At 40.7% G+C, this 26,146-nt stretch carries 24 protein-coding genes; 11 read left to right on the forward strand and 13 right to left on the reverse strand.

Translation table 11 applies throughout. From position 1 onward, the window contains the following. Positions 1 to 7 precede the first annotated feature (7 nt). The 3 genes from AWW68_RS03950 to AWW68_RS03960 all read right to left on the reverse strand — a co-directional run bounded on the left by AWW68_RS03950 (position 8) and on the right by AWW68_RS03960 (position 3,449). On the reverse strand, positions 8 to 652 hold the full coding sequence (locus tag AWW68_RS03950) for a tetratricopeptide repeat protein (RefSeq protein ID WP_068216807.1): 645 nt from the start codon (positions 650 to 652) through the stop codon (positions 8 to 10). A 185-nt stretch (positions 653 to 837) separates the two neighbouring features. Further along, the gene (locus tag AWW68_RS03955; protein WP_068216810.1) at positions 838 to 1,272 is read right to left on the reverse strand and encodes a DUF2141 domain-containing protein; all 435 of its coding nucleotides are present in this window, start codon (positions 1,270 to 1,272) and stop codon (positions 838 to 840) included. Between the two features lie 11 nt (positions 1,273 to 1,283). Continuing rightward, complete coding sequence (locus AWW68_RS03960; protein WP_068216812.1) at positions 1,284 to 3,449, reverse strand: TonB-dependent receptor; 2,166 nt, start codon at positions 3,447 to 3,449, stop codon at positions 1,284 to 1,286. 284 nt (positions 3,450 to 3,733) lie between these two features. Here AWW68_RS03960 and AWW68_RS03965 point away from each other — a divergent pair, with 284 nt between their 5' ends. Further along, positions 3,734 to 4,744 carry a Fic family protein gene (locus tag AWW68_RS03965; RefSeq protein WP_245660205.1) on the forward strand — a complete coding sequence of 337 codons (1,011 nt, stop codon included), beginning with the start codon at positions 3,734 to 3,736 and terminating at the stop codon, positions 4,742 to 4,744. Positions 4,745 to 4,907: 163 nt separating this feature from the next. Here AWW68_RS03965 and AWW68_RS03970 read toward each other — a convergent pair whose 3' ends face one another. The 3 genes from AWW68_RS03970 to AWW68_RS03980 form a co-directional block, all read right to left on the reverse strand. Next, positions 4,908 to 5,648 carry a LytR/AlgR family response regulator transcription factor gene (locus tag AWW68_RS03970; protein WP_068216816.1) on the reverse strand — a complete coding sequence of 247 codons (741 nt, stop codon included), beginning with the start codon at positions 5,646 to 5,648 and terminating at the stop codon, positions 4,908 to 4,910. Beyond that, positions 5,645 to 6,700 carry a sensor histidine kinase gene (locus tag AWW68_RS03975; RefSeq protein WP_068216817.1) on the reverse strand — a complete coding sequence of 352 codons (1,056 nt, stop codon included), beginning with the start codon at positions 6,698 to 6,700 and terminating at the stop codon, positions 5,645 to 5,647. The genes AWW68_RS03970 and AWW68_RS03975 overlap by 4 nt, the downstream gene beginning before the upstream one ends. Before the next feature lie 281 nt (positions 6,701 to 6,981). After that, positions 6,982 to 7,698 carry a LiaF transmembrane domain-containing protein gene (locus tag AWW68_RS03980; protein ID WP_068216819.1) on the reverse strand — a complete coding sequence of 239 codons (717 nt, stop codon included), beginning with the start codon at positions 7,696 to 7,698 and terminating at the stop codon, positions 6,982 to 6,984. A 291-nt stretch (positions 7,699 to 7,989) separates the two neighbouring features. On the opposite strand from AWW68_RS03980, the gene fumC reads away from it, so the two are divergent. The 5 genes from fumC (at position 7,990) to AWW68_RS04005 (ending at position 14,163) form a co-directional block, all read left to right on the forward strand. After that, a complete protein-coding gene (gene fumC, locus AWW68_RS03985) occupies positions 7,990 to 9,390 on the forward strand; it encodes a class II fumarate hydratase (protein WP_068216820.1) in 1,401 nt (466 codons plus the stop codon). A gap of 47 nt (positions 9,391 to 9,437) precedes the next feature. Beyond that, complete coding sequence (locus tag AWW68_RS03990) at positions 9,438 to 10,094, forward strand: hypothetical protein (protein WP_068216822.1); 657 nt, start codon at positions 9,438 to 9,440, stop codon at positions 10,092 to 10,094. A gap of 87 nt (positions 10,095 to 10,181) precedes the next feature. Continuing rightward, entirely contained in the window at positions 10,182 to 11,885 is a 1,704-nt protein-coding gene (gene recJ, locus AWW68_RS03995; RefSeq protein ID WP_068216824.1) for a single-stranded-DNA-specific exonuclease RecJ, read from the forward strand. Positions 11,886 to 11,895: 10 nt separating this feature from the next. Then, positions 11,896 to 12,627, forward strand: coding sequence for an LPS export ABC transporter ATP-binding protein (gene lptB / locus AWW68_RS04000; RefSeq protein WP_068216826.1), 732 nt, complete (start codon positions 11,896 to 11,898; stop codon positions 12,625 to 12,627). After that, positions 12,628 to 14,163, forward strand: coding sequence for a GH3 auxin-responsive promoter family protein (locus AWW68_RS04005; protein ID WP_068216828.1), 1,536 nt, complete (start codon positions 12,628 to 12,630; stop codon positions 14,161 to 14,163). 47 nt (positions 14,164 to 14,210) lie between these two features. Here AWW68_RS04005 and AWW68_RS04010 read toward each other — a convergent pair whose 3' ends face one another. The 4 genes from AWW68_RS04010 to mazG form a co-directional block, all read right to left on the reverse strand. Further along, the gene (locus tag AWW68_RS04010) at positions 14,211 to 14,822 is read right to left on the reverse strand and encodes a thioredoxin family protein (protein WP_068216829.1); all 612 of its coding nucleotides are present in this window, start codon (positions 14,820 to 14,822) and stop codon (positions 14,211 to 14,213) included. An 11-nt stretch (positions 14,823 to 14,833) separates the two neighbouring features. Beyond that, on the reverse strand, positions 14,834 to 15,247 hold the full coding sequence (locus AWW68_RS04015; protein WP_068216831.1) for a TlpA disulfide reductase family protein: 414 nt from the start codon (positions 15,245 to 15,247) through the stop codon (positions 14,834 to 14,836). Between the two features lie 636 nt (positions 15,248 to 15,883). Beyond that, complete coding sequence (locus tag AWW68_RS04020; RefSeq protein WP_068216833.1) at positions 15,884 to 17,653, reverse strand: chloride channel protein; 1,770 nt, start codon at positions 17,651 to 17,653, stop codon at positions 15,884 to 15,886. Next, positions 17,650 to 18,459: a nucleoside triphosphate pyrophosphohydrolase gene (mazG, locus tag AWW68_RS04025; protein WP_068216835.1), complete on the reverse strand. Its 810-nt coding sequence runs from the start codon at positions 18,457 to 18,459 to the stop codon at positions 17,650 to 17,652. The genes AWW68_RS04020 and mazG overlap by 4 nt, the downstream gene beginning before the upstream one ends. 85 nt (positions 18,460 to 18,544) lie before the next feature. On the opposite strand from mazG, the gene AWW68_RS04030 reads away from it, so the two are divergent. The 4 genes from AWW68_RS04030 to AWW68_RS04045 all read left to right on the forward strand — a co-directional run bounded on the left by AWW68_RS04030 (position 18,545) and on the right by AWW68_RS04045 (position 21,694). Continuing rightward, the gene (locus tag AWW68_RS04030; protein ID WP_068216837.1) at positions 18,545 to 18,775 is read left to right on the forward strand and encodes a hypothetical protein; all 231 of its coding nucleotides are present in this window, start codon (positions 18,545 to 18,547) and stop codon (positions 18,773 to 18,775) included. Positions 18,776 to 18,856: 81 nt separating this feature from the next. Next, positions 18,857 to 20,242 carry a phosphoglucosamine mutase gene (glmM, locus tag AWW68_RS04035; RefSeq protein WP_068216838.1) on the forward strand — a complete coding sequence of 462 codons (1,386 nt, stop codon included), beginning with the start codon at positions 18,857 to 18,859 and terminating at the stop codon, positions 20,240 to 20,242. 10 nt (positions 20,243 to 20,252) lie between these two features. Further along, the gene (locus AWW68_RS04040; protein WP_068216840.1) at positions 20,253 to 21,392 is read left to right on the forward strand and encodes a cysteine desulfurase family protein; all 1,140 of its coding nucleotides are present in this window, start codon (positions 20,253 to 20,255) and stop codon (positions 21,390 to 21,392) included. Beyond that, entirely contained in the window at positions 21,392 to 21,694 is a 303-nt protein-coding gene (locus AWW68_RS04045) for a hypothetical protein (RefSeq protein WP_068216842.1), read from the forward strand. Before AWW68_RS04040 ends, AWW68_RS04045 begins: the two co-directional genes overlap by 1 nt. Before the next feature lie 590 nt (positions 21,695 to 22,284). On the opposite strand, the gene hemH is transcribed toward AWW68_RS04045, so the two are convergent. After that, the gene (gene hemH, locus AWW68_RS04050; RefSeq protein ID WP_068216844.1) at positions 22,285 to 23,304 is read right to left on the reverse strand and encodes a ferrochelatase; all 1,020 of its coding nucleotides are present in this window, start codon (positions 23,302 to 23,304) and stop codon (positions 22,285 to 22,287) included. Positions 23,305 to 23,615: 311 nt separating this feature from the next. Here hemH and AWW68_RS04055 point away from each other — a divergent pair, with 311 nt between their 5' ends. Continuing rightward, complete coding sequence (locus AWW68_RS04055) at positions 23,616 to 24,824, forward strand: bifunctional alpha/beta hydrolase/OsmC family protein (RefSeq protein ID WP_068216846.1); 1,209 nt, start codon at positions 23,616 to 23,618, stop codon at positions 24,822 to 24,824. A 10-nt stretch (positions 24,825 to 24,834) separates the two neighbouring features. On the opposite strand, the gene AWW68_RS04060 is transcribed toward AWW68_RS04055, so the two are convergent. Continuing rightward, positions 24,835 to 25,314 (reverse strand): hypothetical protein, encoded by a 480-nt coding sequence (locus AWW68_RS04060; RefSeq protein WP_068216848.1) that lies wholly within the window; start codon positions 25,312 to 25,314, stop codon positions 24,835 to 24,837. 49 nt (positions 25,315 to 25,363) lie between these two features. Then, on the reverse strand, positions 25,364 to 25,909 hold the full coding sequence (locus AWW68_RS04065; protein ID WP_068216855.1) for a DUF2911 domain-containing protein: 546 nt from the start codon (positions 25,907 to 25,909) through the stop codon (positions 25,364 to 25,366). Positions 25,910 to 26,146: the final 237 nt, after the last annotated feature.

Raw genomic sequence — 26,146 nt, forward strand, 5'->3', positions numbered from 1 at the left:
AGCGTAATTATTTACCGCACTGCTTAACTAATTCTTCCGCAGTTTCCTTACCCCAAGTTGGGTCTAAAGTTTGCTCCTTTGAAGCAGCATTGAAGAGTTCTAGTGCCTTTTGTCCCTTTTCACAGGCTTTATCGGTAGGAGAGCCGAAGAATTGAGCCATCCCCATTTCCATTTGAGCAAGAAAAACATTAGCCCTTGGGTTGTTTGGATCGATGTTTAGGGCTTTACCAAACTGTTGCATAGCCATTGGTGACATATTTTGACCACGGCTTACAGGGTCGGCAGAAAGTTCGATCATGTACTTAAAGCCTTGCAAAGCCACAACCTCTGAGTGGTTTGGAGCTATCTTTTTGGCTACGTCAATATATTCCTGAGCTTTGTCTGTAAGTTTATCTTTTTCCGATACATCATTGGCTCTGAAAGACATGTTAATGTAAGCCAATGCAGCATAATAATGAGAATGCCATTGATCTGATACCTTAGCAGAAATGCGCTCGAATTGGCCAGCAACTCCTTGCCAGTCTTCCATAGTTCGGGCTTCTCCCATTGACTGTAAACCTTTGCTCATGGCACCTATGTAGGCTTGTTGACTTTGTGCGTTTACGGTTAAACCTGCTACTAAAATTCCGATTATTACTACTAGTTTTTTCATTGTTCTTGAGTTTGTGAGCTAAAAGTATTGTCTTAAAAATAGGTGAAGAAAAGAGTCTGACTGAACTGTAGAGTTTAGCAGATGAACTGTAGTTAGTATTAACTTTGACGAACTTGTAGCCATGATACTCTCGTGAGCCGAGGCCTAAGCTGTAGCTCTATCTTAAAGTTCGTCAAAGGTTTCTCTTAGTAAGAGAGGTAGACCATATCAATAGAAACTACCTTATCCGAGCTCACTTCGAAAGAGGCATCACCAAAACTTGGAGGCCCATCTTGACCCATGGCATTATTCGAGAATGCAAAGCCCTCTTCTGGCATACCATATTCATTATAATCCATTTCCTCATTTCCATTTTCATCGTGAAGTACAGCGATGGCATACTCTCCTGGTTCTAGCTTATCGAAGGTAACCTCTACACTTGAGCCATCGGCCTCCACATATTTTGAGGCGAAACCATCACCTTCAGGGAAGTCTCCATAGCCATCGAAAAGCCCGATGGCTACATATCCATTTTTGTTTTTCAATCCATCAACTTGAACAGTGATAGAAACCGTTTTCGATTGGCTTGTACTACCCAAAATCAGTACTAAGCTTAATAGCGTTGTTAATAATACTTTCATGTTATTTGACTTTATAAATTATCTAATTGATTAGTTTGCTTATCTTTTGTTAGAGTTATGAACAGCCCTACAAATACAAATCGCTTAGCTGCCTGACCTATTACCCTACTTTCAAAAACACCTTGATCATTGGCCTGATCTGCATATTCATATCCGAAAATGTTCTCTCTTCCGAATATATTGGACGAAGACATATAAAGGATGATGTTCTGCTTGAGCAATACTGCCGCATTTAAACTCACATCGTGATAAGCTGGTGTACTGCTGTTCTGAAAGCCAGCTTGGTTAGGGTTATGAAAATGGCGAGCAGAAGCAAAGTTGTACGAAGCCCCTACTTGGGTTCTGATCGGGTCTATCATATGTTTTACCACTACCGAAAAGTTATGTGCCGATAGGAAGGACGGAGTCATTAACTGATCGAAGTTCTGATATTCCCTTTCAGAATCTACGTAGGAGTAAGACACCCAATAATCCGTATTCTTGATGGTTTTATTATCTCTCCAGAAAACATCTAACCCTTTCGCACTTCCGAAACCATTGTTGTTATAATTATTCGGATCAAAGTCTCTTTCCACCTCAAACTTTACCAAGTCTTCATAATCCTTATAATACGTTTCGACTCTGAATATTCTATCGTTCTTAATATGTTGATAATTAAGAATATAATGGGTGGCTCTTTCTGGCTTAAGAGCCGGTTGTACAATACTGTATTCGTTTTGAGGAGCCTGTACAAATTGACCATATGCCAGCGAAAACTGACCTTCATTATTCAATTTGTAAGACATGGCAACCCTTGGGCTCATAAAATGCTGGTCGGTGAGTGAAGTGTATTCGCTCCGTAAACCCGCTCTTACCACAAATCTATTTGACGCATAATAATCGGCCTCCACAAAATTGGCCATGATGTTCTCTTTAAAGCTTGTCTTAAACGGACTCTCGTTTAAGGGATTGGTTCTTTGCAAATACTCTCTGCTGAACCAATCGGCCCCCATGTTTACTGATAGTTTTTCACTAGCATCCCACTGAAGCGCAAGCTTCGAGTGCATGCCCAATTCTTGGCCAAACAGTCCATTACGGTTTAAGCTCAGGTTATCTTTATTATTGGTAACAGAAACGCCAGATTTTATTGACCACTGCTTATTGAGAATATCTTTATAGCTAGCATTCAAATAGAAATATCTATTCTCAAGGTCGAAAGTGTCCTTAACATTGTTCCGATTAATATTCTCTTGCTTGATGGAAAAGCTCGATCTATCAGTATTCAGGTAAACTTTAACTATGCCTGTTTGACTCACCTTATGCCTGATTACAAACTCAGAACCCACAGAACTTGGTGCTTCCTCCCAATCGAATCGCTGCTTAATTAAGTTCTGATATGGCCTGAAATCGGTGTAGAGCACTTTACCAGACACACTCGTTTTATCCCATTTTTTGGTGTAAGCCACATCTCCACCTACAGACATTATAGAAATATCTGCCTGAGACTGGGTTGGCATATCGTTGGAGTTCAGTACCAAAGCCGAAGACAATGCCTGACCATACTCTGCAGAATATCCTCCAGTACTAAAAGAGGTTCCTTTGAAGAGAAAAGGACTAAAACGACCACGAGTTGGCACATTAGGTGCAGTAGCTCCAAAGGCATTTCTAACCTCAAGTCCATCTATAAATACTTTGGTCTCGTAGCCTTCGCCACCACGGACAAATAGTCTGCCCGACTCGCCAACGGTGGCTGTTCCTGGTAAGGTATTGATGGCTCCCATAATATCACCAACTGCACTGGCAGTAGTTGCAATGTCGAGCGGCTTAAGTACAGTGTTCTTTTTTACTTCACCTGCTTCATAAGAACCAGCCGTAATGGTAACACCATCTATTTTATTAATTTCTTCCTCGAGCTTAAGCTCCAGAGTAATTGATTTTTCTTCAACCTGAACAGGCTTTTCAAGCGTTTTGAAGCCAATAAAGCTAACCACCAGAATATGGCTTCCCTCTTCATAAGTCTCGAAAGTGAATGAACCGTCATTTTGGCTAACGGCTCCATCGAAGGTGTCTTTCAGATAGATATTGGCTCCGGGAATGGTTTGACCTTGACCATCCCGAACCACGCCTTTGATTTGAGTTTGAGCAAATGCCTGTGCTGACAAAACAAGCATTAGAAATAAGTTGATGAGTTTTTGCATGACCGTTGGGCTTTTGATAAACCAAAGGTGCTGCGAACTCAGTCCTTTACTAAATAAGTCTTACCGAACTGTAGAATTGAGAAGATGAGTTGTAAAGTTCAACATGTATAGAAAGTATATCAAAACTATACACGTCACTAACGACATGTATAGAATTTGCGATTTTCTATACATGTTAAGTTTGATATGTATATATTTATTCAATTTCTATACATATGAATTTACCCTTCCTGCCCCCAAACGTTCCTCTAGAAAGAATAGAAACTCGGAAAGTTCTTAAACTTTTGACCGAGGCAAGGGCGTCATTAGCCGAACTCAAAGGAGCAGCTAGCACCATCCCGAATGAACAGATCCTTATAGACACTCTTTCTCTGCAAGAAGCTAAAGACAGTTCCGCCATCGAGAATATTGTCACTACTCACGATGAATTGTATAGATCTGAAGTAGATAAAGAGGATTTTGCTTCAGCTTCTGCCAAAGAGGTACATCGATATGCAGAAGCTCTTAAATATGGATTCGATACCATTCGAAGAGATCGAATCCTTACCACTAATAGTATCTTGAAAATTCAAGAAATCATCGAAGGGAATAGTGCTGGAGTGAGGAAAGTACCCGGAACTGTCTTAAAAAATGATCTTACAGGAGAAGTTGTATACACCCCACCACAAGACTTTCAAACCATTCAAGAGCTGCTAAGCAACCTTGAAAAGTTCATCAATAACGACTTAGCCTACGATGCTGACCCATTGGTGAGAATGGCTATTATTCATCATCAGTTCGAAAGCATACACCCATTCTTTGATGGCAACGGCAGAACAGGAAGAATCATCAATATACTATACCTTATCAATGAAGGATTGCTCAACCTACCTGTTTTGTATCTCAGTAGGTATATAATTAAAAACAGACCTGAATATTACGAACTACTACAATCTACTAGAGTCTCTAACGAGTGGGAACCTTGGGTTATATTTATGCTCAAAGCAGTAGAAGAGACTTCAAAAGAGACTGTTATTCTAATCAAAGCCATTAAATCATTAATGCTTTCAACTAAAAAGAGAATTAGAGAAGAGCAATCAGGAATATATAGCCAAGACTTGATCAACAACCTTTTCCGACATCCTTATACCAAGATAGACAGGCTTCAGAAAGACCTACATATCTCAAGAATTACTTCAACGCGTTACTTGAATATCTTAACGGAAATGGGCATTCTCAATAAGCAAAAGCTTGGTCGTTCGAATTACTACGTTAACATTGAGCTCTTTAAACTTCTAAGCGAAGGGGTTAAGTAATGTATAGAAAGTATATCAAAACTATACACGTCACTAACGACATGTATAGAATTTGCGATTTTCTATACATGTTAAGTTCAAATTGACTCAAAATCCAAAATGATTATGTTTATTTTGGATTCAATTCCAAAATGATTATGATTTTGAGAGAGGTAAGTAGAGTCTAATACCTCAAAACCTCTTTCAACCTGCCATGACCGCTTCTACTAACGGGTAGTTGCTGACCGTTTTTGAGGTAGAGAATGTAAGAGTCCTTCTCATAAAGCTCCAGCTTTTCAATATGCTTTACATTGACAATATGAGACCGATGAATTCTCACAAAGTCTCCTGTGGGTAAACCATTCTCTAGCGCTTTCATACGCATTAGTTTCAGAAACTTACCTTGATCAGAATGAATGGCCACATAATCGTCTTGCGCCTCAAAGTGATGAACCTGATTAAGCGCTAGAATCTGAATTTTGTTTCCCGTCTTCACCACAATACGGTCTAGACTTTCTTGCTCAGACCTAGTTTCTTTTAAGCCTTCCAACTCCTTTTGGTTGCTTTCCTTCTGACCTATTTTAGCTAAGGCCTTTTTAACGGCCTCTTCAAAACGAGCTTCAGAATAAGGCTTCAGCAGATAGTCAGTGGCATTTAGCTCGAAGGCTTTAATGGCATACTGATCGAAAGCAGTGCTGAAGATAACCACAGGCGGATTTTCAATAAGCTCCAACATCTCGAACCCAGTGATTTTCGGCATTTGAATGTCGAGAAAGATCAAATCTGGATTATGTTGTTGAATAGCCTTTAACCCCTGAAAACCATCGGAACACTCAGCAATAATTTCTACCTGATCGAACTTTTTGAGATAAGCCTTAATAAGCTCTCTTGCCAAATTTTCATCGTCTATAATTACTGCCTTCATGAGTCTGCTATAGTTTGAGGAATGTCTAACCTTATCGTGAAAATACCATCTGTTTTGCTAACCTCCACCAATTGGCTCACTCCATAAATGAGCGACAGCCTTTCGCGAACATTTTTCAAGCCAATACCTTTGCCTTTTCTGGATACTGCATTTGGATCGTATTCATTACTTACCTGAATTTTCAACAAGTTGCCATCTTTCCAAGCTTTCAACTGAATGGTTATTTCTTCTAAGCTTTCGTAGATACCATGCTTAATGGCATTCTCGAAAAGCGGTTGCAATATCAGGTTGGGTAACTTGTGATCCTTTACATTTTCGGCAACCTCTTTTTCAACTTTTAACCGATCACCAAATCTTACCCGCTCAATATCCAGATAAAGCATGATGTTATTGATTTCATCCTCCACCGAATTCATCTGGTCATTCTCTTTTCCCAAAGAGTATCGAAGAAAATCTGAAAGTTTTACCACCATTTCGCGCGCCCTGTCTGGCGCAATCATGGTAAGCGAAGAAATTGAGTTGAGGCTATTGAAGATAAAGTGGGGGTTAATCTGAGACTTCAGCATTTCAAGCTCAGAACTTTTGAGCATGGTTTCTAACTGGGCCTGTCTCTGAGACTTTGTGTTCAGGTCGTCATAGTAGAGAATAAGGTAGTAAATGAGTACTACAATAGCGTAATAAAGTACTCCAAGAGCACCACGCAACGGCATAGAGTCTTTCACAAAAGTCTCGTAATACTCTTCTTTAACCATTGGCGTAACAATCATCTTAAAAAGGAAAACGCCAACCAAAATGGAAATGGCCGCAGCAGCCAAGTGACTAATCACCTGATTGATTAACTGTGATTTATCGAAAGTGCTATAGCGAACGTTGAACCAATAGGCTAAGCCCAAACCCATAAACAGAGCATTAAACACCAAAGAGTCTATAAGTGCTGTTTGCCAAGTTAGGCCATAGAAATTATAAAGTGCAAAACCGAAAACGGCAGCAATCATTACCCAAGTGGTAATGTATGGAATAAAGTTTCTGTTCTTGAGGAAAGGATGCTGCATAAAAAAACCGCCCGAAGGCGGAATTTAGTAAAATTTAGAAACCTGTTTCATGAAAAGGCCTCTCCTTTTGAGAGGCTCTTATTTATTAGTCACAAAAGGAGTTAAAACTATGCACTTCAGTGCATTTCGCTTTAGCTTCTAAAAAGCATCCAGGAATTTACGAGGTACGAATTTTGATTGACGTCAATCGTAAATCTAAGATCGTACATTTTCTAAGTCCGCCATTCAAAGCGACTTTCGGTTGCTTTTAAAACTATGGTGCGCTTTCAGCCCATAGTGGTTTATTTTACACTACCACCGCCAAAGAGGACCAGTCCTTGTACAATGAGTTCTTTACCGTTGTTGGCTTCGTTATCTGCAATCATCTTTCTTTCGTCAGAGAACCCACCAAAAATTGCGGTAACCTTCACTTTCACGTTCATATCAGAAGGTACGCGAATATCGCAGCCGCCAAACAGAATAAATACATCCAAAACATTCGTGCCATGGTTAAGATCTGCGTTCATCAGATTTAAATCTGTTCCTCCAAATATTGAAGTGAGTTTGCCGCCCTTGAATTGCTTTGAGGTGACCATTCTCTCTGCTCCTCCGAATACGGCCAGTTCGTCAACGTAGTCGAGGTCGTGACTTCCGTCAATGTTTTTTTTTTCGTAATCCCTGTTATGGCTAGTTCTCTTCAGTATCAATGAGGCACCTACTGCCACAAACACCAGAGGCCATAATCTGAAAATATCTCTGAAGTCAAAGTCCCACCAATAATAATCGGCCATGTCGTTCAGCAGAAAGATTCCTCCTACTATAATGAGGGTTATACCCACACCCAACTTTTCTCTAACCGTTGCAATGAAAATACCTATCACAACCAAGAAGGTATGCCATCTGAACAAATACCCAGGTAAGTGAAAATCGAATATGTCTAGGTTATCTAGCGTAAGCACCGCTCCAATTATCAAGAAGAGGGCACCAATTAAAACACGTCTATTCATTTGAGAATCCATGATTTTGAGTTTTTCGTTGTTGTTTTTTGAGTTTTTGACTTTTGGGCTTCAGGCGACCAAACCTTGATCCAAATCGTTGTTTTTTGTTTTTGACTACTCAAATGTACGCTTGTTGGGTACTTCAACGACTAGAGAAATCGGTAAACGAACGCCCCGCCTCGGTAAACGTCAGTACGGTTCGACCAAAACTTTTACCCTTTAAGTAGTTATCGGTGAATAAGATTGAATTCCTTTCAATTACAGGCTTTCAATGCCTAATTTTGGCTTCCTCTGAAAAACATACAGAACACTATGGAATACAGAATAGAAAAAGACACAATGGGTGAGGTAAAAGTACCTGCCGATAAGTATTGGGGTGCTCAAACCGAACGTTCAAGAAACAACTTCAAAATTGGTCCTGAAGCCAGTATGCCACTGGAGGTGGTATATGGTTTCGCTTACCTTAAAAAAGCAGCTGCTCATACTAACTGCGAATTAGGTGTTTTAAGTGAAGAGAAAAGAGACCTTATTTCTAAAGTATGTGACGAAATTCTTGATGGTCAGCATGACGATCAGTTTCCATTAGTAGTATGGCAAACAGGTTCTGGAACACAGTCGAACATGAATGTGAATGAAGTGGTTTCTAACCGTTCTCATGTAATTGCTGGTAACACTCTAGGAGAAGGCACAAGTTTGGTTCACCCAAATGACGATGTGAATAAGTCTCAATCTTCTAACGACACCTACCCTACAGGAATGCACATTGCCTGCTACAAAATGGTGGTAGAAACTACCATTCCGGGTGTTGAAAAGCTAAGAGACACTTTGAAAGCTAAATCTGAAGCTTTCATGAAAGTGGTGAAAATCGGTAGAACTCATTTGATGGATGCTACTCCGCTTACTTTAGGTCAAGAGTTTTCTGGTTATGTTTCTCAATTAAATCACGGGTTGAAAGCATTGAGAAATACATTAGATCACCTTTCTGAACTTGCCCTTGGTGGTACAGCGGTAGGAACGGGAATTAACACTCCAGAAGGTTATGCTGATTTGGTAGCAAAGAAAATTGCTGAATTTACTGGTCTTCCATTCGTTTCTGCAGAAAACAAATTCGAAGCACTTGCTGCGCACGATGCACTTGTAGAAACTCATGGTGCTTTAAAGCAACTTGCTGTTTCATTAAATAAAATTGCCAATGACATTAGAATGTTAGCTTCTGGCCCTCGTTCAGGAATTGGTGAAATCATTATTCCTTCAAACGAACCTGGCTCTTCTATAATGCCAGGAAAAGTAAACCCAACGCAGTGCGAAGCCATGACCATGGTTTGTGCTCAGGTAATGGGTAACGATGTTGCCGTAACCGTTGGCGGAACTCAAGGCCACTACGAACTGAACGTATTTAAGCCGGTAATGGCATACAACGTTTTACAGTCTGCTCGTTTGATTGGTGATGCTTGTGTATCGTTCGAAGAGAATTGTGCTATTGGAATAGAGCCAAACCACAAAAGCATTCAACAACACCTGAATAACTCGCTAATGTTGGTTACTGCATTGAACACCAAAATTGGCTATGAAAAGGCTGCGAAAATTGCCAAAACAGCTCACGAAAATGGGACTACTCTAAAAGAAGAAGCAGTGAACTTAGGCTATTTAACTGCCGATGAATTCGATGAATGGGTAAGACCTGAGGATATGATTGGTAGTTTGAAAAGCTGATAAGAATAAGCTAATTTGTACACAAAGAATTTGATAAACCAACTCCTATGAAAGCTCAAAAGGCATTATTTACTCTGATTTTGGGAATTATGGTGGCTAGCGTAGCCATAGCTCAAACTTCTGAAAATCGACCATTGACTAAGAAGGAAAAAAGAGAGTGGAAGAAGAAAAAGAAGAAGATGTCTCCAGAAGACTTCATGATTCTTTATGAAGAAAACACTAGCCAAAAAGCAGAGATTGCCAGCATGGAGGGTGATATCAGTAGCTTAGAGTCTCAAGTTTCTTCCAAAGACGAGAGAATCAGCGACCTTCAAAAGCAGGTAACTAGAATGCAGGCAGCTTATCAAGCGGCTCAAAATGAGATTGAAAAGCTTAAAGCTGACCAATCAAAAAGACCTGCCTATAACCCAGATCTGATCAATGGTGAAGACTTCTCAATTGGAGTGGTTTTCAAAGTTCAGGTAGGAGCCTTCAGAAAAATGGATTTAGAGAAGTATGCTAATTCATCTAAGGAGTTTTCTGAAGAAGGCGCAGACGACTTGAGAAAGTACGTAATTGGCAACTTCAGAAATTATGAAGACGCAAACGTGCTAAAGAGATACCTAAGAGAAATGGGCGTTGAAGATGCTTGGATTGTTCCTTACAGAGATGGTCAAAGAGTGCCTTTAAAAGACGTTTTACCAGGAGTTTCTGGCTCTAACTAATAATATTTTTACATTACTAAAGGCAGTGTCTAACACAGGCACTGCTTTTTTTATACAATAAACCTGAATATCCTTTAAATTTAGAGAATGCAGAAGAGGTGGATTTTTAATGAGGATTTTGATGGTGACGCTATAAATACCCTTCAGCAAGAATTAAACGTGAGCCATACACTGGCCAAGCTGATTAATCAAAAGGGTATAAGCTCTTTCAACGAAGCCAAGTCTTTCTTTAGACCAACTTTAGACCAACTACATGACCCCTTCTTAATGAAGGACATGGACAGGGCGGTCAATCGCTTAACGGAGGCCATTGCCAACGAAGAAAGCATTTTGGTTTATGGAGATTACGATGTAGATGGCACCACCGCAGTGGCCACGTTTTACGGCTTTCTTTCTAAGTTTTATCAAAAGCTAGAATACTATATTCCCGACAGATATAAAGAGGGTTACGGTGTTTCGGAAGATGGTATTCGATATGCATCTCAGAACGGTTATTCACTTATTGTAACACTAGATTGCGGCATAAAGGCGCTAGAAAAAGTAGATCTAGCAAACGAACTGGGCATAGATGTTATCATTTGTGATCACCACACACCTGGAGAGGAGACTCCAAATGCCTATGCTGTATTAGACCCAAAACAGGTAGACTGTAATTATCCATACAAAGAACTTTCTGGCTGTGGGGTAGGCTTTAAGCTACTTCATGGCTTCTGTCTGCAAAGCGGTTTTGAGATTGAAGAACTATATCAGTTTCTAGACCTAATGGCTGTTTCCATTGCCTCAGACATTGTTCCTATTACAGGAGAGAATAGAGTATTAGCCTATTTCGGATTGAAGAAACTAAATCAGTCTCCTAGGCCTGGGCTAAAAGCACTGATCGATTTATGTAAAGGAAACCGCGACCTGACCATTTCGGGAATTGTTTTCGGCATAGGCCCAAGAATCAACGCAGCTGGCCGAATGGATCATGCAGGTTCTGCCGTGGCTTTACTTTTGGCAAAAGACGAAGAAGAAGCCAACCTCCTGGCTGATATGGTGAACACCAAGAATGATGTTCGTAGAGACTTTGACAATACCATTACCGAAGAGGCCATCCAGATGATTACTACTAACGATAGTCTAACACATGCTAAGGCTACCGTTTTATATAAAGAAGATTGGCACAAAGGAGTTATTGGAATTGTGGCTTCTCGCTGTATAGAGAAATTCTATCGCCCTACCGTAATTCTTACTGAATCGAACGATAAAGTGACTGGCTCGGCAAGGTCTGTAGACGGTTTTGATGTTTATGCCGCCATTTCCGAATGTTCTGACTTGCTAGAGCAATTTGGCGGGCACATGTATGCGGCAGGAGTAACCATGTCTGTAGATAATGTGGCAGCATTTCAAAAGAAGTTCCAAGAAGTGGTGGCTCGCCAAATTACGGATGAGCAACTCATTCCTTCGCTTTATATTGACACCGTTATTCGCTTAGAAGAAATTGATCGGAAGTTTTTCAACGTGGTAAATCAGATGGCTCCTTTCGGGCCTCAGAACATGCAGCCCGTATTCATGACAGAGCAAATTCAGGCTACAAATGTTAAACTTTTGAAAGAACAGCACCTTAAGTTCACTGCAAAACAAGAAGGCACTAATGTTGCTTACGATGCCATAGGATTTGGCTTGGGCGAATATTACGATCTTGTAAATTGCGGACTGAAATTTCAGATGGCCTTTACGGTAGAAGAAAATGATTTTAGAGGGCACAAAACCCTTCAGCTCTTTGTCAAAGACATCAAGTTTGACGACTAAATTTTAATGAATGAAGCTCATTGCTGACAATCTGGTTAAGACCTATAAAAAGAGAAAAGTTGTTAACAGCGTATCTGTTGAGGTAAACCAGGGAGAAATAGTAGGACTTTTAGGCCCCAATGGTGCTGGTAAAACAACCACTTTCTACATGATTGTAGGGCTTGTAAAACCCAATGAAGGGCGAATTCATCTCGATAAAGAAGACATTACACCCCTGCCCATGTTTAAGCGAGCTCAAATGGGCATTGGTTATTTAGCACAAGAACCTTCGGTTTTTCGAAAGCTTACGGTAGAGCAAAACATTATGGCTGTGTTAGAAATGACCAAACTCAGCAAGGCCGAGCAGAAAGAGAAAATGGAGTCTCTATTAGAAGAGTTTTCTTTAACTCATGTAAGGAAAAACCTCGGTAGAGTACTTTCCGGAGGAGAAAGAAGAAGAACCGAAATTGCCCGAGCACTTTCCGTAGATCCGAGTTTTGTTCTATTAGATGAGCCATTTGCAGGAGTAGATCCTATTGCGGTAGAAGAAATACAAAGCATTGTGGCTCAGCTCAAAAACAGAAACATCGGAATTCTAATTACAGACCATAACGTACAAGAAACACTTTCAATTACCGATAGGGCCTACCTGATGTTCGAAGGAAAACTACTCAAAGCTGGAACTGCAGAGGAGTTAGCTGCTGATGAACAGGTAAGAAAAGTGTATCTTGGCCAACACTTCGAGCTAAAAAGAAAAATCTAAATGGCCATTATCAACTCCATCCTTACTTGGGTCATGAAGAAACGCATGCACCAAATTGAACTCTTCATGAAATACCCTCATGATGTTCAGGATGAGTTGTTCAAAAAGCTAGTCACTACGGCTAGAAACACTGAATTCGGTCGTACTTACGGTTTTGCCGATGTTCACAATGTGGAACAGTTCCGCAAAATGATTCCAGTGTTTTCCTATGAAGAAATAAGCCCATATATAGAAAGAAACATGGCTGGAGAGCAGAACCTGCTCTGGCCTTCAGATGTGAAGTGGTTCGCTAAATCTTCTGGCACCACCAATGCTCGTAGCAAGTTCATTCCTGTTTCTTATGAAGCATTAGAAGATTGCCATTTTAAAGGTGGAAAGGACCTTTTGAGCATTTATTGCAATCATTTTCCAGACACTAAAATGTTCGATGGAAAGGGGCTTACCATTGGTGGCAGCCAACAAGTAAACCAACACGATAGCAATAGTGAGTCGTTCTATGGCGATGTGTCAGCAGTAATCATGTCTAATCTGCCTTATTGGACACGCTTTGTTAGAACTCCAACATTAGACATTGCGCTAATGGATGAGTGGGAGTCTAAGATTCAGAAAATGGCAGAGGTAACCATGGATGAAAATGTTACCAGCATTTCTGGAGTACCAACCTGGACAATAGTTCTTCTTCAGCGAATAATAGAATTAAAAAGAGCCAAAGACATCACGGAGGTCTGGCCAAACCTAGAGGTCTTCTTTCATGGAGCAGTGGCATTTGGGCCATACAGAAGCATTTTCCAGAAGCTGATTCCTTCAGATAAAATGAGGTATATGGAAACATACAATGCCTCTGAAGGATTTTTTGGAATTCAGTTTGAACCTGATTCTGACGACATGCTACTAATGCTGGATTACGGAATCTACTACGAGTTCATTCCTTATCCTGAAATACACAAGGAGAACCCAAAAGTGATTGGCTTAGATGAAGTGAAAGTTGGCGAGCATTATGCCATTCTTATTTCTACTAATGCAGGCCTTTGGAGGTATATGATTGGTGATACAGTTGTTTTCACCTCTACGGACCCGTATAAAATCAAGATTTCTGGCCGCACCAAACACTTTATCAATGCCTTTGGCGAAGAGGTAGTAGTAGAGAACGCTGAACGCGCGATCTCTGAAGCATGTGAACAAACTGGCGCTCAGATCAACAACTTTACTGCAGCCCCTAAATACTTTGGAGGCGAAGAAAAAGCTTCTCACGAGTGGATTGTAGAATTTGAACAAGAGCCAAGCAGCTTAGAGGAGTTTACAAAAGTTTTGGATGCAACACTTCGTAGAATCAACTCAGATTACGATGCCAAGAGACACAAAAGTTTAGCCTTAGGCTTACCAATTGTACACATGGCGCAACCAGGCACCTTCTACGAGTGGATGAAAAGAAGGGGAAAGCTTGGTGGTCAGAACAAAGTGCCCCGCCTTTCTAATACCAGAGAATATCTGGATGATATTCTAAAACTTATCAGCAACTCAGAGCTGAGCCTATAAAAAAAGGCGGTTGACACCGCCCTTCTTATCAAGTAAACTCTGATTGGTTAATTGCTCCACTTAATAGTGCAGCCAATAGCTTTCGTGCTTTTTGTAGATACATCGGCCCCAGCAATCAGGCTATCTACTGCCTCTTGAACATAATGCTTGCTGGCAGCAGATGCATTTCTACTGTTATTATCTATAGCGCCAATATACTCCACTCTAAAATTATTGTCCGAAACCTTATTCAAAACATATACCTGTGGTGTATTAGTAGCACCATAAGTAGTAGTGGTTTGCTGTGTTTCATCAATGACATACGGAAAGGGATAGGCCTTCTCTTTTGCTCTTGCTTGCATATTCTCGAAAGAATCTCCCGGAGACTTTCCTGTATCATTCGGCTGTATAGCTAAAACAGGGTAGCCTTGGCCTGCATACTTATTATGTAAGTCTATTATTCTCTGCTCATACATATTGGCATAAGGACAGGTATTACAAGTAAAAACCAAAATGTAACCCTTAGCCGCCTTATTGCTACTAAGAGATATCATTTTACCATCTACATTCTTTAGGTTAAAGTCGGCTGCTTTGTCGCCAACACCAAGGCCATTCTCTTTGCTTCCAAAGTTGGACAACAGTAGAATTCCCGTAAGCGCTAATGCTTTTAAGGCTTGCATGGTTCTATAGTTTAATCAGTTAATTCCATTACGATTGACTCTATTTCCCCTTCTTCCAACTCCTTTTCCACAAACTTTCGCTTTCCATTTTTATGGTTGATCACCAAAGTTGCTGGTATAGCCCCACTCCAAGATGGGTCTACCTTATCTATCCATGAATTGTAATCAATATTATCGAGCAGAATGACATCTGCCGAAATGCCGTTTTTCTCTACAAATGGCATCACCTTCTTTTGAAACTCATCTGCAAAATCTAGTGAAACCAGCGTTACTCTTACTTCGTCATTCGTTTCGTGTAGTTTTTGGAAATAAGGAATCTCAGCAATACAAGGTTTACACCAAGTGGCCCAAAAATTAATAACCTCAACTTTTTCAGAATTGGTCTCCATAATGTCTTGGAGGGCTTCGAACTTAACAACTTCCATTCTCCGCTTTTCTGAACAGGAAGTTACTAGCGCAAACAAAAGTATGAGACCGAAGTAACGCATGCCCAAATTAAACGCGAAGGGAATAATAAAGTTAGACCGTTCATAAAATGCTGAGTAGAAGCCCTAAATTCTATGTTCATACAATCATTTTCAGAATTGTATTATTTCATGACAATTTCATCCAAGGCAGTTTAATGTAAACTGAAAATTACCACTATGTAATCAGTGATGGGAGATTGTATGATTTCGAGTTAATGTTGTCTTAACATGGAACAAGTTTGAACTGACTAGCCTACAAGCCACTGAAGGCCTATTAGGAATAAGCTGAAAATCCAAAATCGTTTAAGCTAATGGACCAAAAATTAAACAGTTATAAGGAGCTATTGTCCCAAATTCTAGAGCGATATTTAGACAAAAAAAAGATTCAAAAAAATACCTCTGTTTTTTTCCACATTTTCCAATATTTATCCACAGTTTTCCACCTATCCAATATTAACAACTGAATATCAGCAAGTTATACCCTTTTCTTCAAAGTCAATTTCTGTTGATAACTTTCAGCAAGAATTCAATAAGCAGCGGATTAGACCATTATTAGCCCATTGAAATAGAGCGACTTAAAGAGCTAGAAGCGACTCACTCTTTATTCTGCCTTCTGAGCTTGGTTCTGTAGGCATTGAAGATTCTAGACTTAGAAACGATGCCTACATATTTACCGTGATCGATAACTGGTAGGTTCCAAGCACCAGTTTTCTCAAACTTTGCCATCACCTCAGACATTTTTTCATCGGATTGCACTGTTTCTGGGGGTCGGTGCATTAAGGATTCAGCAATTAAACTTTTTTGAGAATCTGAATTGAACATTATTTCACGGACATCATCAAGGGTAATGATACCTTTTAGCTCGTCATTCTCATTCACGACAGGGAAAATATTCCTTCTCGACTTTTTGATGAGGCTAACCAAATCTTCTAATGTCTGCGATGGATGAATGGTGAGCAAGTCTCTTTCAATCATCTTTTCAATACTGATTAAACTTAGTACTTGCTTGTCTTTATCGTGAGAAGGAATTAAGTCTCCAGACTTAATCAGCTTAGCGGTGTAGAAGGAGTATTTCTCAAAATAACTGTTGGTGCTATAGGCCACGGCCGACACGAGCATAAGGGGTAAGAATAGTGTATAGCCACTGGTGATTTCAGCAATAAGGAAGATGGCAGTAAGCGGTGCATGCAGTACGCCACTCATTACGCCACACATACCCACTAAGGTAAAATTGCTAATAGATAAGCCTTGATTCAGACCAAGCAGGTTATTGGTCTGAGAAAAAACAAAGCCTGTAATTCCACCAATAAAGAGCGATGGTGCGAAAATTCCACCATTTCCTCCCGCGCCAATCGTTAAACCAGTGGCTATAGGCTTCATTAAAATAATAGCCAATCCAAACACCACAATAAACCATGGATCTTGAAAACGGGAGAACAAGGCACTAGAAGAAACAATTTCTTGCACTCGGCCTTGAAGTAAAAGTTTGATGGAGTCATAGCCTTCACCATAAAGCGGTGCTAAAACAAAGATTACAGCGGTAAGGGCAAGCCCACCTATAATAGCCCTAGGAAAGACCGACTTCACTTTACCTATAATTTTCTCTGTCCAGAGGGTGGTTCTGGAAAAATAAACTGAGACTAGACCACAAATAGCTCCCAATAGAAGATAGAATGGAAAATCTGCCGCACTGAACGGATCGGTAAGCTCAAAAGAGAAAAGCACATCTTTTCCTAGTAGAAGCATGGAAATCAATGAGCCCAGAACCGAAGCAATGAGCAGCGGTATAAAGGCAGCAATGGTAACATCTGTCAGAATTACTTCAATACTAAAGATGACTCCCGCCACTGGCGAGTTAAATATTCCAGAAATTGCAGCGGCCGCCCCACAACCAATCATTAAGGTTCGTTGCTTGTAGTTGAGGTGCATCAATCGGCCTATGTTAGAGCCAATGGCAGATCCTGTTACCACAATTGGAGCCTCCAAACCAACCGAACCTCCACAGCCTACAGTGATTCCTGAGGTGATCATTCGGCTGAACATCTTATTCCTGTGAATGATACTAGACTTCTTAGAGATGTAAAAAAGAATGGAAGTAATACCATGACCAAGTTGCTCTCGGAACATGTACCGGGCAATAAGAGCGGTAACAACAATACCGAATACAGGAAAAAACAGGTAAGAGTAATCTACATTAATATGCTTAATGAGCTCTTGAATAAAGTGAACTGCACTTTTCAGAGTTACCGCAGCAATACCACCAACAACGCCTACGAGACCACCCACCATGATCACAAAGTTTCTGGTGCTCAAATGGCGAATCCGCCAGACTAAAAACTTACCTAGTAGTCTCTTAAAGCTCATTTAAGTTGCTTGGCTTTTTCCCAATATACATCCATTTCTTCGAGGCTCATCTCACTGATGTTCTTGCCGTCTTTCTTCGACTCTGTCTCTAAATACTGAAAACGCTTAATGAATTTCAGATTAGTTCTTTCTAAGGCTTCTTCAGGGTCTATGCCTATAAATCGGGCATAATTTACTAGAGAGAAAAGCAGGTCACCAAACTCTAGAGTAGCTTTCTCTTTATCTATGACTTCGGCCTCTGCATTGAATTCTTCTTTGAACTCCTGCATTTCTTCCTCAACCTTCTCCCAAACCTGTTCTTTCTTTTCCCAATCAAAGCCAACTCCTCTAGCTTTATCTTGAATTCGAATGGCTTTTACTAAAGCGGGTAATGAATTCGGCACACCGCCTAATACAGATTTATTGCCTTTTTCCTTCAGCTTAATTTTCTCCCAATTGGCCTTTACCGCTTCAGCATCATTGGCCTCCACATCTCCATATATATGTGGATGCCTGTGAACCAACTTGTCAGAAATGGAATTGAGCGCATCGGCCACATCGAAAGCCTTCTGCTCATCGGCAATCTTAGAATAGAAAACCATATGCAGCATCAAGTCACCAATCTCTTTCTTCATCTCCTCAATGTTCTCGTTGAGAATGGCATCAGACAGTTCGTAAGTTTCTTCTATGGTTAAGTGCCTGATAGATTCTAACGTCTGCTTCTTATCCCACGGACAGTTAAGCCTTAGCTCGTCCATAATAGTAAGCAGGCGGTTAAAAGCCTCTAGTTTTTCCTTTCTACGTTCGTCTTTCGGGGGGATAATCATACGTCTGATTAGTGGTGAGAAACTTCTGGCACAAAGGTAGTGTTATGCAAACAGTAATATTAAATTTGCACCAAATAAGTCGATTATGACAACGTTAATTCTGACACTGGTATTGATAGGGCTGTTTTTCGTGGGGATGTCTGTAAGACTTCTGTTGATAAAAAACGGTGAGTTTAAAGGCACATGTGCTTCGCAAAGCCCATTCCTGAACAAAGAAGGAGTAAAATGTGGCTTCTGTGGAAAGGAAATGAAAGAAGGAGAATCTTGTGGAAACCCAGACAATGAGGTTGACAAGGTTTTGGCTCAATTCAAGTAAACCATATTTTCATACCGACTTTTTAAAGCCCTATTGTTAGGTGCTTTTTTTTAATTTTATCCCTGAGTAAACAATAGGACATTGACACTTATAAAATCGATTTCTGGAATTAGAGGAACCATTGGTGGTGCCGTAGGCGAAAGCTTAACCCCTGTAGATGCAGTAAAATTTGCTGCTGCGTTCGGATCTTGGGTAGTAGCAAAAACAGGCAAAAAGAAGATCATTATTGGTAGAGATGCCAGACCTTCTGGCCAAATGATATCCGACTTGGTTTCTTCCACACTTATTGGCTTAGGAATAGACGTTGTAGACCTCGGTCTTTCAACAACTCCAACCGTAGAAATAGCTGTTCCTTTAGAAGAAGCTGGTGGAGGAATTATTCTAACAGCCAGCCATAACCCTGTTCAGTGGAATGCCTTGAAGCTTTTAAATGATAAGGGCGAATTCATTAGCGGAGATGATGGGAAAGAAGTTCTAGAGATTGCTGAAAAAGATAATTTCAAATTTGCCGATGTTAAGAAGCTTGGAAAAGTAACTACCAACGATTCTTACATTCAAAAACATATTGAGATGGTTTTAGCCCTGCCTTTGGTAGACGTAGAAGCCATCAAAAAAGCTAAGTTCAAAATTGTGGTAGATGCTGTTAACTCTACAGGAGGTATTTCAGTATTGCCATTGTTGAAAGCTTTAGGGGTTGAAACTGTTGAACCACTTTATTGTGAGCCAAATGGTCAATTCCCTCATAACCCTGAGCCGTTACCAGAGCACTTAGGGCAAATTAGCTCCATGCTAGAAAGTGGTAAATACGACTTAGGTATTGTGGTAGACCCAGATGTAGACCGTCTTGCATTTGTAGACGAGTCTGGAAGTGTATTCGGAGAAGAATACACCCTAGTTGCTGTGGCAGATTATGTGCTGAGCCAGACTAAAGGAAATACCGTTTCGAACCTTTCTTCAACGCGTGCCCTCAGAGATGTAACTGAGAAGTATGGTTGCCAATATGAGCCTTCTGCTGTAGGCGAGGTAAATGTGGTAGTGAAAATGAAGGAAATAGGTGCTGTGATTGGTGGCGAAGGCAACGGAGGTATCATTTACCCTGAACTTCATTATGGAAGAGATGCATTGGTAGGTATTGCGCTATTCTTAACTCACTTAGCTAAGTTTGGCAAGAGAGTTTCAATGCTCAGAGCGAAATACCCAAGCTACCACATCTCAAAGAATAAAATCGAACTTTCACCTGAAATTGATGTGGACAAGGTATTGACCAAAATGAAGGAGCAATACAAAAAACAACCTATCAACACAGTTGATGGTGTAAAAATTGAATTCGATAAGGAATGGGTTCACTTGAGAAAGTCGAACACAGAGCCTATCATTAGAATATATGCAGAATCTGAGTCGGCTGCTACAGCAGAACACTTGGCTCAGAAGATAATGTCTGATATACGAGAAATCGTGGCCAACTAATTTTTAGCCTATGAAAGTCTATTTCGATAACGCTGCAACTACTCCGCTAGACCCGGAAGTATTCGAAGTAATGAAGCCTTTGATGCTGGATATGTATGGAAATCCATCATCTACTCACGCCCATGGCCGAGAGGTTAGAACTAAAATTGAATACGCCCGAAGAACAGTAGCTGAATTGCTAAACACGGTTCCTGCAGAAATATTCTTTACTTCTGGAGGTACTGAAGCAGACAATACAGCCATCAATGGAATGGTGAATGCCTATGATGTAAAGCACATCATTACCACTTCAATTGAGCACCATGCGGTAGGTCATACGGTAGACAAGTTGGTAGAATTAGGCAAGGTGAAAGCGAGCTATGTAGAGTTAGATGCTCAAGGCCACCTTAATATGGATCACCTAGAAGAGTTGTTGAAAAACAACCCAAACTCTTTGGTGACCATCATGCACGCCAACAACGAAATAGGCACCAAAAACGACATTGAGAAGATTGGAGAAATGGCGACAGAATATGGCGCTACTTTCCATTCTGATACTGTCCAAACCATGGGCCACTTCAAGCACGACCTCAAGTCACTGAACTGTCAGTTTGTGGTGGGTGCAGCACATAAATTCCACGGACCTAAAGGTGTAGGCTTCCTAAGAGTTTGCAATAGCCGTAAAATCGGCCGATTCATAGAAGGTGGTGGCCAAGAAAGAAACCGCAGAGGTGGAACCGAAAACGTATACGGAATTGTAGGTTTGGCCAAAGCGTTGGAGCTAGCCTATTCTCACATGGACGAACACCGCAGTCATGTTCAGTCTTTAAAAGATAGAATGATTGAAAAGCTCAAAGCGAACTTCTCGGATATTCAATTTAACGGAGACATTAACCCTGAAAGTAGTTTGTATACTGTGTTGAATGTGAGTTTTCCTCCACACGAAAACAACGGTATGCTGTTGTTCAGCCTAGACATTAACGGAATTTCTGCTTCTGGCGGAAGCGCTTGTTCTAGTGGAGCAAACACTGGCTCTCATGTATTGAATGGCATAAAAGCCGACCCGAACAGGCAAGGCATTCGTTTTTCATTTAGCAAGTATAGCACGGCCGAAGAAGTAGATTATACCGTAGAGAAATTGGTAGAGATTTTATCACCAGTTGCGGTATAATGGCTAAAAGAGCATTCCTTTTGCTTTTCTTCTTACTTGGCAGCCTGAGCTGTTCAGATAATGATATCGATATTGTAGAGGTTGAAGCCACGGTTGAGGATGTTCGAGATGTACCTGGATTTGAAGATTGCGCTTGGCTTCTTTTGTTCAACGGCCAACAGTATAAGCCTTCATATTTACCACCAAGCTATCAGGAAGACGGCCTTCAGGTTAGAGCAAAAGTGGAACTACTCACAGAATCAGCAAGCTGTAATAGCAGCTTAGAGCTACTCAGAATAGAGCAAATTGCTCTGGCTAACTAGTCGTCATACCTCAAAGAAGGTCTTGCTAACTTGATAAGATGCTTCGTGCCTCAGCAAGACTTACCGATGATGCTTTGGTTACTTAACAGAATGCCTAATAACAATGTGCCTTTCAAAAACTGTTGTGCCTGATGCTCTCTCGTCTAAGTCATTCTGAACACAGTGAAGAATCTTATCCTCGATGAAAAATCTGTAAGATTTGATAAGTTGCTTCCCCCGATACTTCGGGGCCTCAGCAAGACTTACAGATGCTGATTTCGGTAGATACACAAGGTATACAAGAGGTTTTCATTAGATAAAAGCTGTTACGCCTGATGCTCTCACGTCTATGTCATTCCGAGTGAGCGAGGAATCTTATCCATGTAGCAAGGCAAGTATAGCTTGATAAGATGCTTCTCCCGAATCCTCGGGAACAGCATGACTTACCGATGCTGCTCTGATTACTAAGCAAATTGCTCTGGCCAATTAATCGCGTCATTCAGAAAGAGAAAGATCGGGGATGAGGCGACTGAAGAATCTCCCTCGTCTGGTACAGTACACTTGGGGATTCTTCGGTCGGCTTGAGGCCTCCCTCTGAATGACCTCAAATATTAAGACTTCCTTACTAAATCTTCCAAGCAATCTACCCAAACAGGAGAATCGTTTAAACTCGGAACTAGGTCCCAAACCTCTCCGCCAGCTTCCATAAACTCCTCTTTGAATTCCTCACCAACTTCTAGAGTAGTTTCTAAGCAATCGGCAATAAATGCTGGAGAAAAGGCTAGCACTTTCTTCTTTCCTTTTTCAGAAAGCTCTTTTAAAAACTCATCCGTATAGGGTTGAATCCACGGGTCTTTACCCAATCGAGATTGGAATGTAGTAGTGTACTGATCTTCCTTCAAGCCTAAAGCAGCAGCTAAAAGACGCGAAGTATAGAAACACTGTGCGCGGTAGCAATATCTGTTTCTCTCATGGAAAACATTACAACAGGTGCTCAGCTGACACTGATTACCGACTGAACCCTTCTTTATATGCCTTTCCGGAACTCCATGATAACTGAAAATGATGTGATCATAATCTTGCTTACTCATCATTTCTCGTCCATTGGCAGCAAAAGCCTCAATGAACTTCGGGTGATCCATAAACTGATTGATATGCGTAATGGAAGGAATTATCTGCCATTTGTTCACAATACTGTTCACCTTCTCAGAAACTGAACCCGTTGTAGCAGAAGCATATTGAGGGAAAAGCGGAACAACTATAATTCGGCTTACATTCACTGCTCTCAGTTCTTCCAAAGCCTCTTCTATACTCGGGCTTTGATAACGCATACCAAGAGCTACTTTATAGTCACTGCCTAACTTTTCTTGAAGCATATCGCGGACATCGTAGCCATAGAACTTCAGCGGGCTACCACGATCTTCCCAAAGTTTAGCATATTCTTTCGCACTTTTTGGTGCACGAAACGGAGCTATAATGCCTTTTACAAGCATTGTTCTGGGCACAACAGGAATATCAATTACCCTTCCATCCATTAAAAACTCCTTCAAATACTTTCTTACATCGCCAGTAGAAGGACTGTCTGGAGTACCTAGGTTTACTAGTAAAACCCCAATTGTATTTTTTGCCATTTGCTGTTATTCTTCAGGAAAAACCGAGTGCAAAGATATTTGTTTAGAAGCGCTAAGGAAAGCCAAAATGAAAGAAGCCACCCAATGGGTAGCTTCTGATTTATAACACTCTTAAGGTTGTTCAGTAATCTCCTCCAATCGCTGAGTTTTTAACCCTTGCTGAGAGTGCCTTAAAAAGGTAGTTGCTCATAAAACAGTGTTCAAAGCAATTACCCTTACTTGAGGTAGTACATTCAAGTCGGTTGGCTTACAGAATAATGAAACTTTTTAACCAGAAAAGACTTTAAAATACAAGCCACTAATTTTTTGAAATGAAAACCATCAAGCTCAAATTTCCTAATCAAGACGGAGAGCAACTCTCCGCGAAACTCGAACTTCCCACAGACCGAAGGGTTCGTGCTTACGCCATATTTGCACATTGCTTTACCTGTTCTAAAAACCTTATTGCGGTTACACACATTAGCCGAGGGCTGACCTCCAAAGGCATTGCGGTTCTTCGTTTCGACTTTACGGGCTTAGGTGAAAGTGAAGGAGAATTTGAAGACACCAATTTCTCTAGTAACGTGCAAGATTTAATTGTTGCTGCCGAGTATTTAGAAGAAAATTATGGTCCAGCAAAAATGCTTGTAGGTCATTCTTTAGGAGGTGCTGCAGTATTAATGGCAGCTGCGAAGCTTAAAAATATCGAAGCCATCACTACAATTGGAGCACCTTCAGATCCGGTTCACGTAAAACACCTGTTTCAAGAATCTATCGATGAAATTAAAGAGAAAGGAGAGGCCACCGTTTCTTTAGGGGGAAGACCCTTCACTATAAAGAAGCAGTTTGTAGATGATTTGGCAGAATACGAAAAGTCCGATGTAATCAAGACGCTCAAAAAGCCATTACTCATTATGCATTCACCTCAAGATGATACTGTAGATGTAAGCAACGCTGAGAAAATCTATACTTCGGCCATGCATCCTAAAAGTTTTATATCTCTCGATGGTGCAGATCATTTACTCAGCAAATCTGAAGATGCGCAATATGCGGGCGAAGTTATAGCCGCTTGGGCAGCTAGGTATGTAAGTTTCGAAGAAGTTCGTGCCTTAGAAACAGACGAACAGGTAGTAGTGAGAAATGAAGCACATCGCGGTTTGCAAACCGAAATAATGGCTAACGGGCATTTCATACTTGCCGATGAGCCTAAAGATGTTGGAGGAACCAATTTGGGAGGAACCCCTTACGATTTATTGGTTTCGTCTCTAGGAGCTTGTACTGCCATGACTATTAGGATGTACGCCAAACATAAAAAGTGGCCGTTAGATGAAGTGAAAGTACATCTGAGTAGAGAAAAGCGTCATTCGGAAGATGCAGAAGACCTTGGCGAGCACAGTAAAATTGAGGTAATAGATAGATATGTTGAGCTCAGCGGAGATTTAACTGAGGAGCAAAGGAAACGCATTTTGGAGATTGCAGATAAATGCCCAGTGCACAAAACTCTAACCAACGGACTAACTGTTCACACCAAACTGAAATAAGAAAGGAGGCTTAATTGCCTCCTCCTTCTTCTTTTTCTTTCATTTCTTTCAGCCTTTCCATTCGCTGCTTATACATCATTGGTCTGCGTTTTCTGAACTGCTCAATTCTAGCTCTGTCCATTCGCTCACCTCTGCGATCCTGAAATCTGGCCTTTCCTCTGCGTTGACCTTCAGATTTCATGGCTTTAAGTTTCTCCAATTGCTCAGGAGTAAGAATCTCTTTTAGTCTTTCGTGCTGTGCCTGTCGTTCCACAAAAGCATCTCGCTTCATTTCTTCACGCAGTGCTCTATACTTTTCGGCTCTTTGCTTTCTGGCTTCTTCATTAGCCTTGAATTCTTTATCTAACTGAGCCTTTTGGGTATCATTCAACTCTAGCCTAGCTGCTAGCTGTTCCGTTCTTAAAAGTGTTTTTTCTTTGCTCTGACCGAAGGCCATTTGAGATGCCACGACCATGATGGCAATTGCAATAATTTCGATAAATGTTTTCATCTTCTTGCTGTTGTTGTTCGCTTCTTTGATGCCTAAAGCGCAGCAAGGTTTAATCAGAGGGCCAAAAAGGAACAGTGACCTTGGTATTATCCCATGCCATAGTAAGTCTGGGCTGACCATTTTCTTCAGTAAAATCTATGGTGAAAACCTCTACGGTTTGCGGCAGACGTTCTACATGACCTACTACATTTAACACATCAAACTGCGGGTCGTAGTCTGTTCCCCAATCTGGAATTTTTGAGTTGAAAATTACCTGCCATTCGTTGGCATTAGGAATGGTAACCAGCGAGTACTTACCTGCAGAAAGGGTCTCTCCATTTTCGAAACGAATATCGCGTGTTAGTTCAATTTGGGTAGCCTCATTAGCTCCAGTTCTCCACCATTCACCATAAGGAACCAGGTCTCCGAAAATGACTCTGCCTTTTTTAGAAGGTCTGTTGTAAAAAACCTTCACCGCCACATCGGTGCTGATATACTCAGCAGTTTCTTCCGGACTATACTGTTTGGTTTGGTATAATCTGTACTGATTGAAGCCTACAATAGCCAAAACCAAAAAGAATATTGCCCCTAAAATGTATAGAAGTCGTCTGCTCATATTACTCTTTCAAAAAGAATGAAACCATCACATTTTCAAATCACACGCTTTAGCCCATCCTTAAAGGGAGTTGTGAGATTTTTAAGCTGTTATCCCTTTAGAGATAAGGTCAAAACAGTTTAAAAATCTGATAATCTTAAATAACTGGTTTCATTCAGTACCCTAAATATATTCAATTCAAAAAAGTGCTCACCAGAAACGAGCCATATTCTGCCGAATTATAGGTTTATTCATGTT

The sequence above is a fragment of the Roseivirga spongicola genome (assembly GCF_001592965.1).
Lineage (GTDB): Bacteria > Bacteroidota > Bacteroidia > Cytophagales > Cyclobacteriaceae > Roseivirga > Roseivirga spongicola.

Excerpts from the sequence above, each read along its gene's own strand:
- mazG (WP_068216835.1), bottom strand. The coding sequence starts at position 18,459 with ATGATTATCCCCCCGAAAGACGAACGTAGAAAGGAAAAACTAGAGGCT.
- AWW68_RS04005 (WP_068216828.1), top strand. The coding sequence starts at position 12,628 with ATGGCCATTATCAACTCCATCCTTACTTGGGTCATGAAGAAACGCATG.
- AWW68_RS03975 (WP_068216817.1), bottom strand. The coding sequence starts at position 6,700 with ATGCAGCATCCTTTCCTCAAGAACAGAAACTTTATTCCATACATTACC.
- AWW68_RS04010 (WP_068216829.1), bottom strand. The coding sequence starts at position 14,822 with ATGCAAGCCTTAAAAGCATTAGCGCTTACGGGAATTCTACTGTTGTCC.
- AWW68_RS04055 (WP_068216846.1), top strand. The coding sequence starts at position 23,616 with ATGAAAACCATCAAGCTCAAATTTCCTAATCAAGACGGAGAGCAACTC.
- AWW68_RS03980 (WP_068216819.1), bottom strand. The coding sequence starts at position 7,698 with ATGGATTCTCAAATGAATAGACGTGTTTTAATTGGTGCCCTCTTCTTG.
- AWW68_RS03990 (WP_068216822.1), top strand. The coding sequence starts at position 9,438 with ATGAAAGCTCAAAAGGCATTATTTACTCTGATTTTGGGAATTATGGTG.
- AWW68_RS04065 (WP_068216855.1), bottom strand. The coding sequence starts at position 25,909 with ATGAGCAGACGACTTCTATACATTTTAGGGGCAATATTCTTTTTGGTT.
- hemH (WP_068216844.1), bottom strand. The coding sequence starts at position 23,304 with ATGGCAAAAAATACAATTGGGGTTTTACTAGTAAACCTAGGTACTCCA.
- AWW68_RS04045 (WP_068216842.1), top strand. The coding sequence starts at position 21,392 with ATGGCTAAAAGAGCATTCCTTTTGCTTTTCTTCTTACTTGGCAGCCTG.
- lptB (WP_068216826.1), top strand. The coding sequence starts at position 11,896 with ATGAAGCTCATTGCTGACAATCTGGTTAAGACCTATAAAAAGAGAAAA.
- AWW68_RS04030 (WP_068216837.1), top strand. The coding sequence starts at position 18,545 with ATGACAACGTTAATTCTGACACTGGTATTGATAGGGCTGTTTTTCGTG.
- fumC (WP_068216820.1), top strand. The coding sequence starts at position 7,990 with ATGGAATACAGAATAGAAAAAGACACAATGGGTGAGGTAAAAGTACCT.
- AWW68_RS04040 (WP_068216840.1), top strand. The coding sequence starts at position 20,253 with ATGAAAGTCTATTTCGATAACGCTGCAACTACTCCGCTAGACCCGGAA.
- AWW68_RS03950 (WP_068216807.1), bottom strand. The coding sequence starts at position 652 with ATGAAAAAACTAGTAGTAATAATCGGAATTTTAGTAGCAGGTTTAACC.
- AWW68_RS03960 (WP_068216812.1), bottom strand. The coding sequence starts at position 3,449 with ATGCAAAAACTCATCAACTTATTTCTAATGCTTGTTTTGTCAGCACAG.
- AWW68_RS04015 (WP_068216831.1), bottom strand. The coding sequence starts at position 15,247 with ATGGAAGTTGTTAAGTTCGAAGCCCTCCAAGACATTATGGAGACCAAT.
- AWW68_RS04060 (WP_068216848.1), bottom strand. The coding sequence starts at position 25,314 with ATGAAAACATTTATCGAAATTATTGCAATTGCCATCATGGTCGTGGCA.
- AWW68_RS03970 (WP_068216816.1), bottom strand. The coding sequence starts at position 5,648 with ATGAAGGCAGTAATTATAGACGATGAAAATTTGGCAAGAGAGCTTATT.
- AWW68_RS03955 (WP_068216810.1), bottom strand. The coding sequence starts at position 1,272 with ATGAAAGTATTATTAACAACGCTATTAAGCTTAGTACTGATTTTGGGT.
- AWW68_RS04020 (WP_068216833.1), bottom strand. The coding sequence starts at position 17,653 with ATGAGCTTTAAGAGACTACTAGGTAAGTTTTTAGTCTGGCGGATTCGC.
- recJ (WP_068216824.1), top strand. The coding sequence starts at position 10,182 with ATGCAGAAGAGGTGGATTTTTAATGAGGATTTTGATGGTGACGCTATA.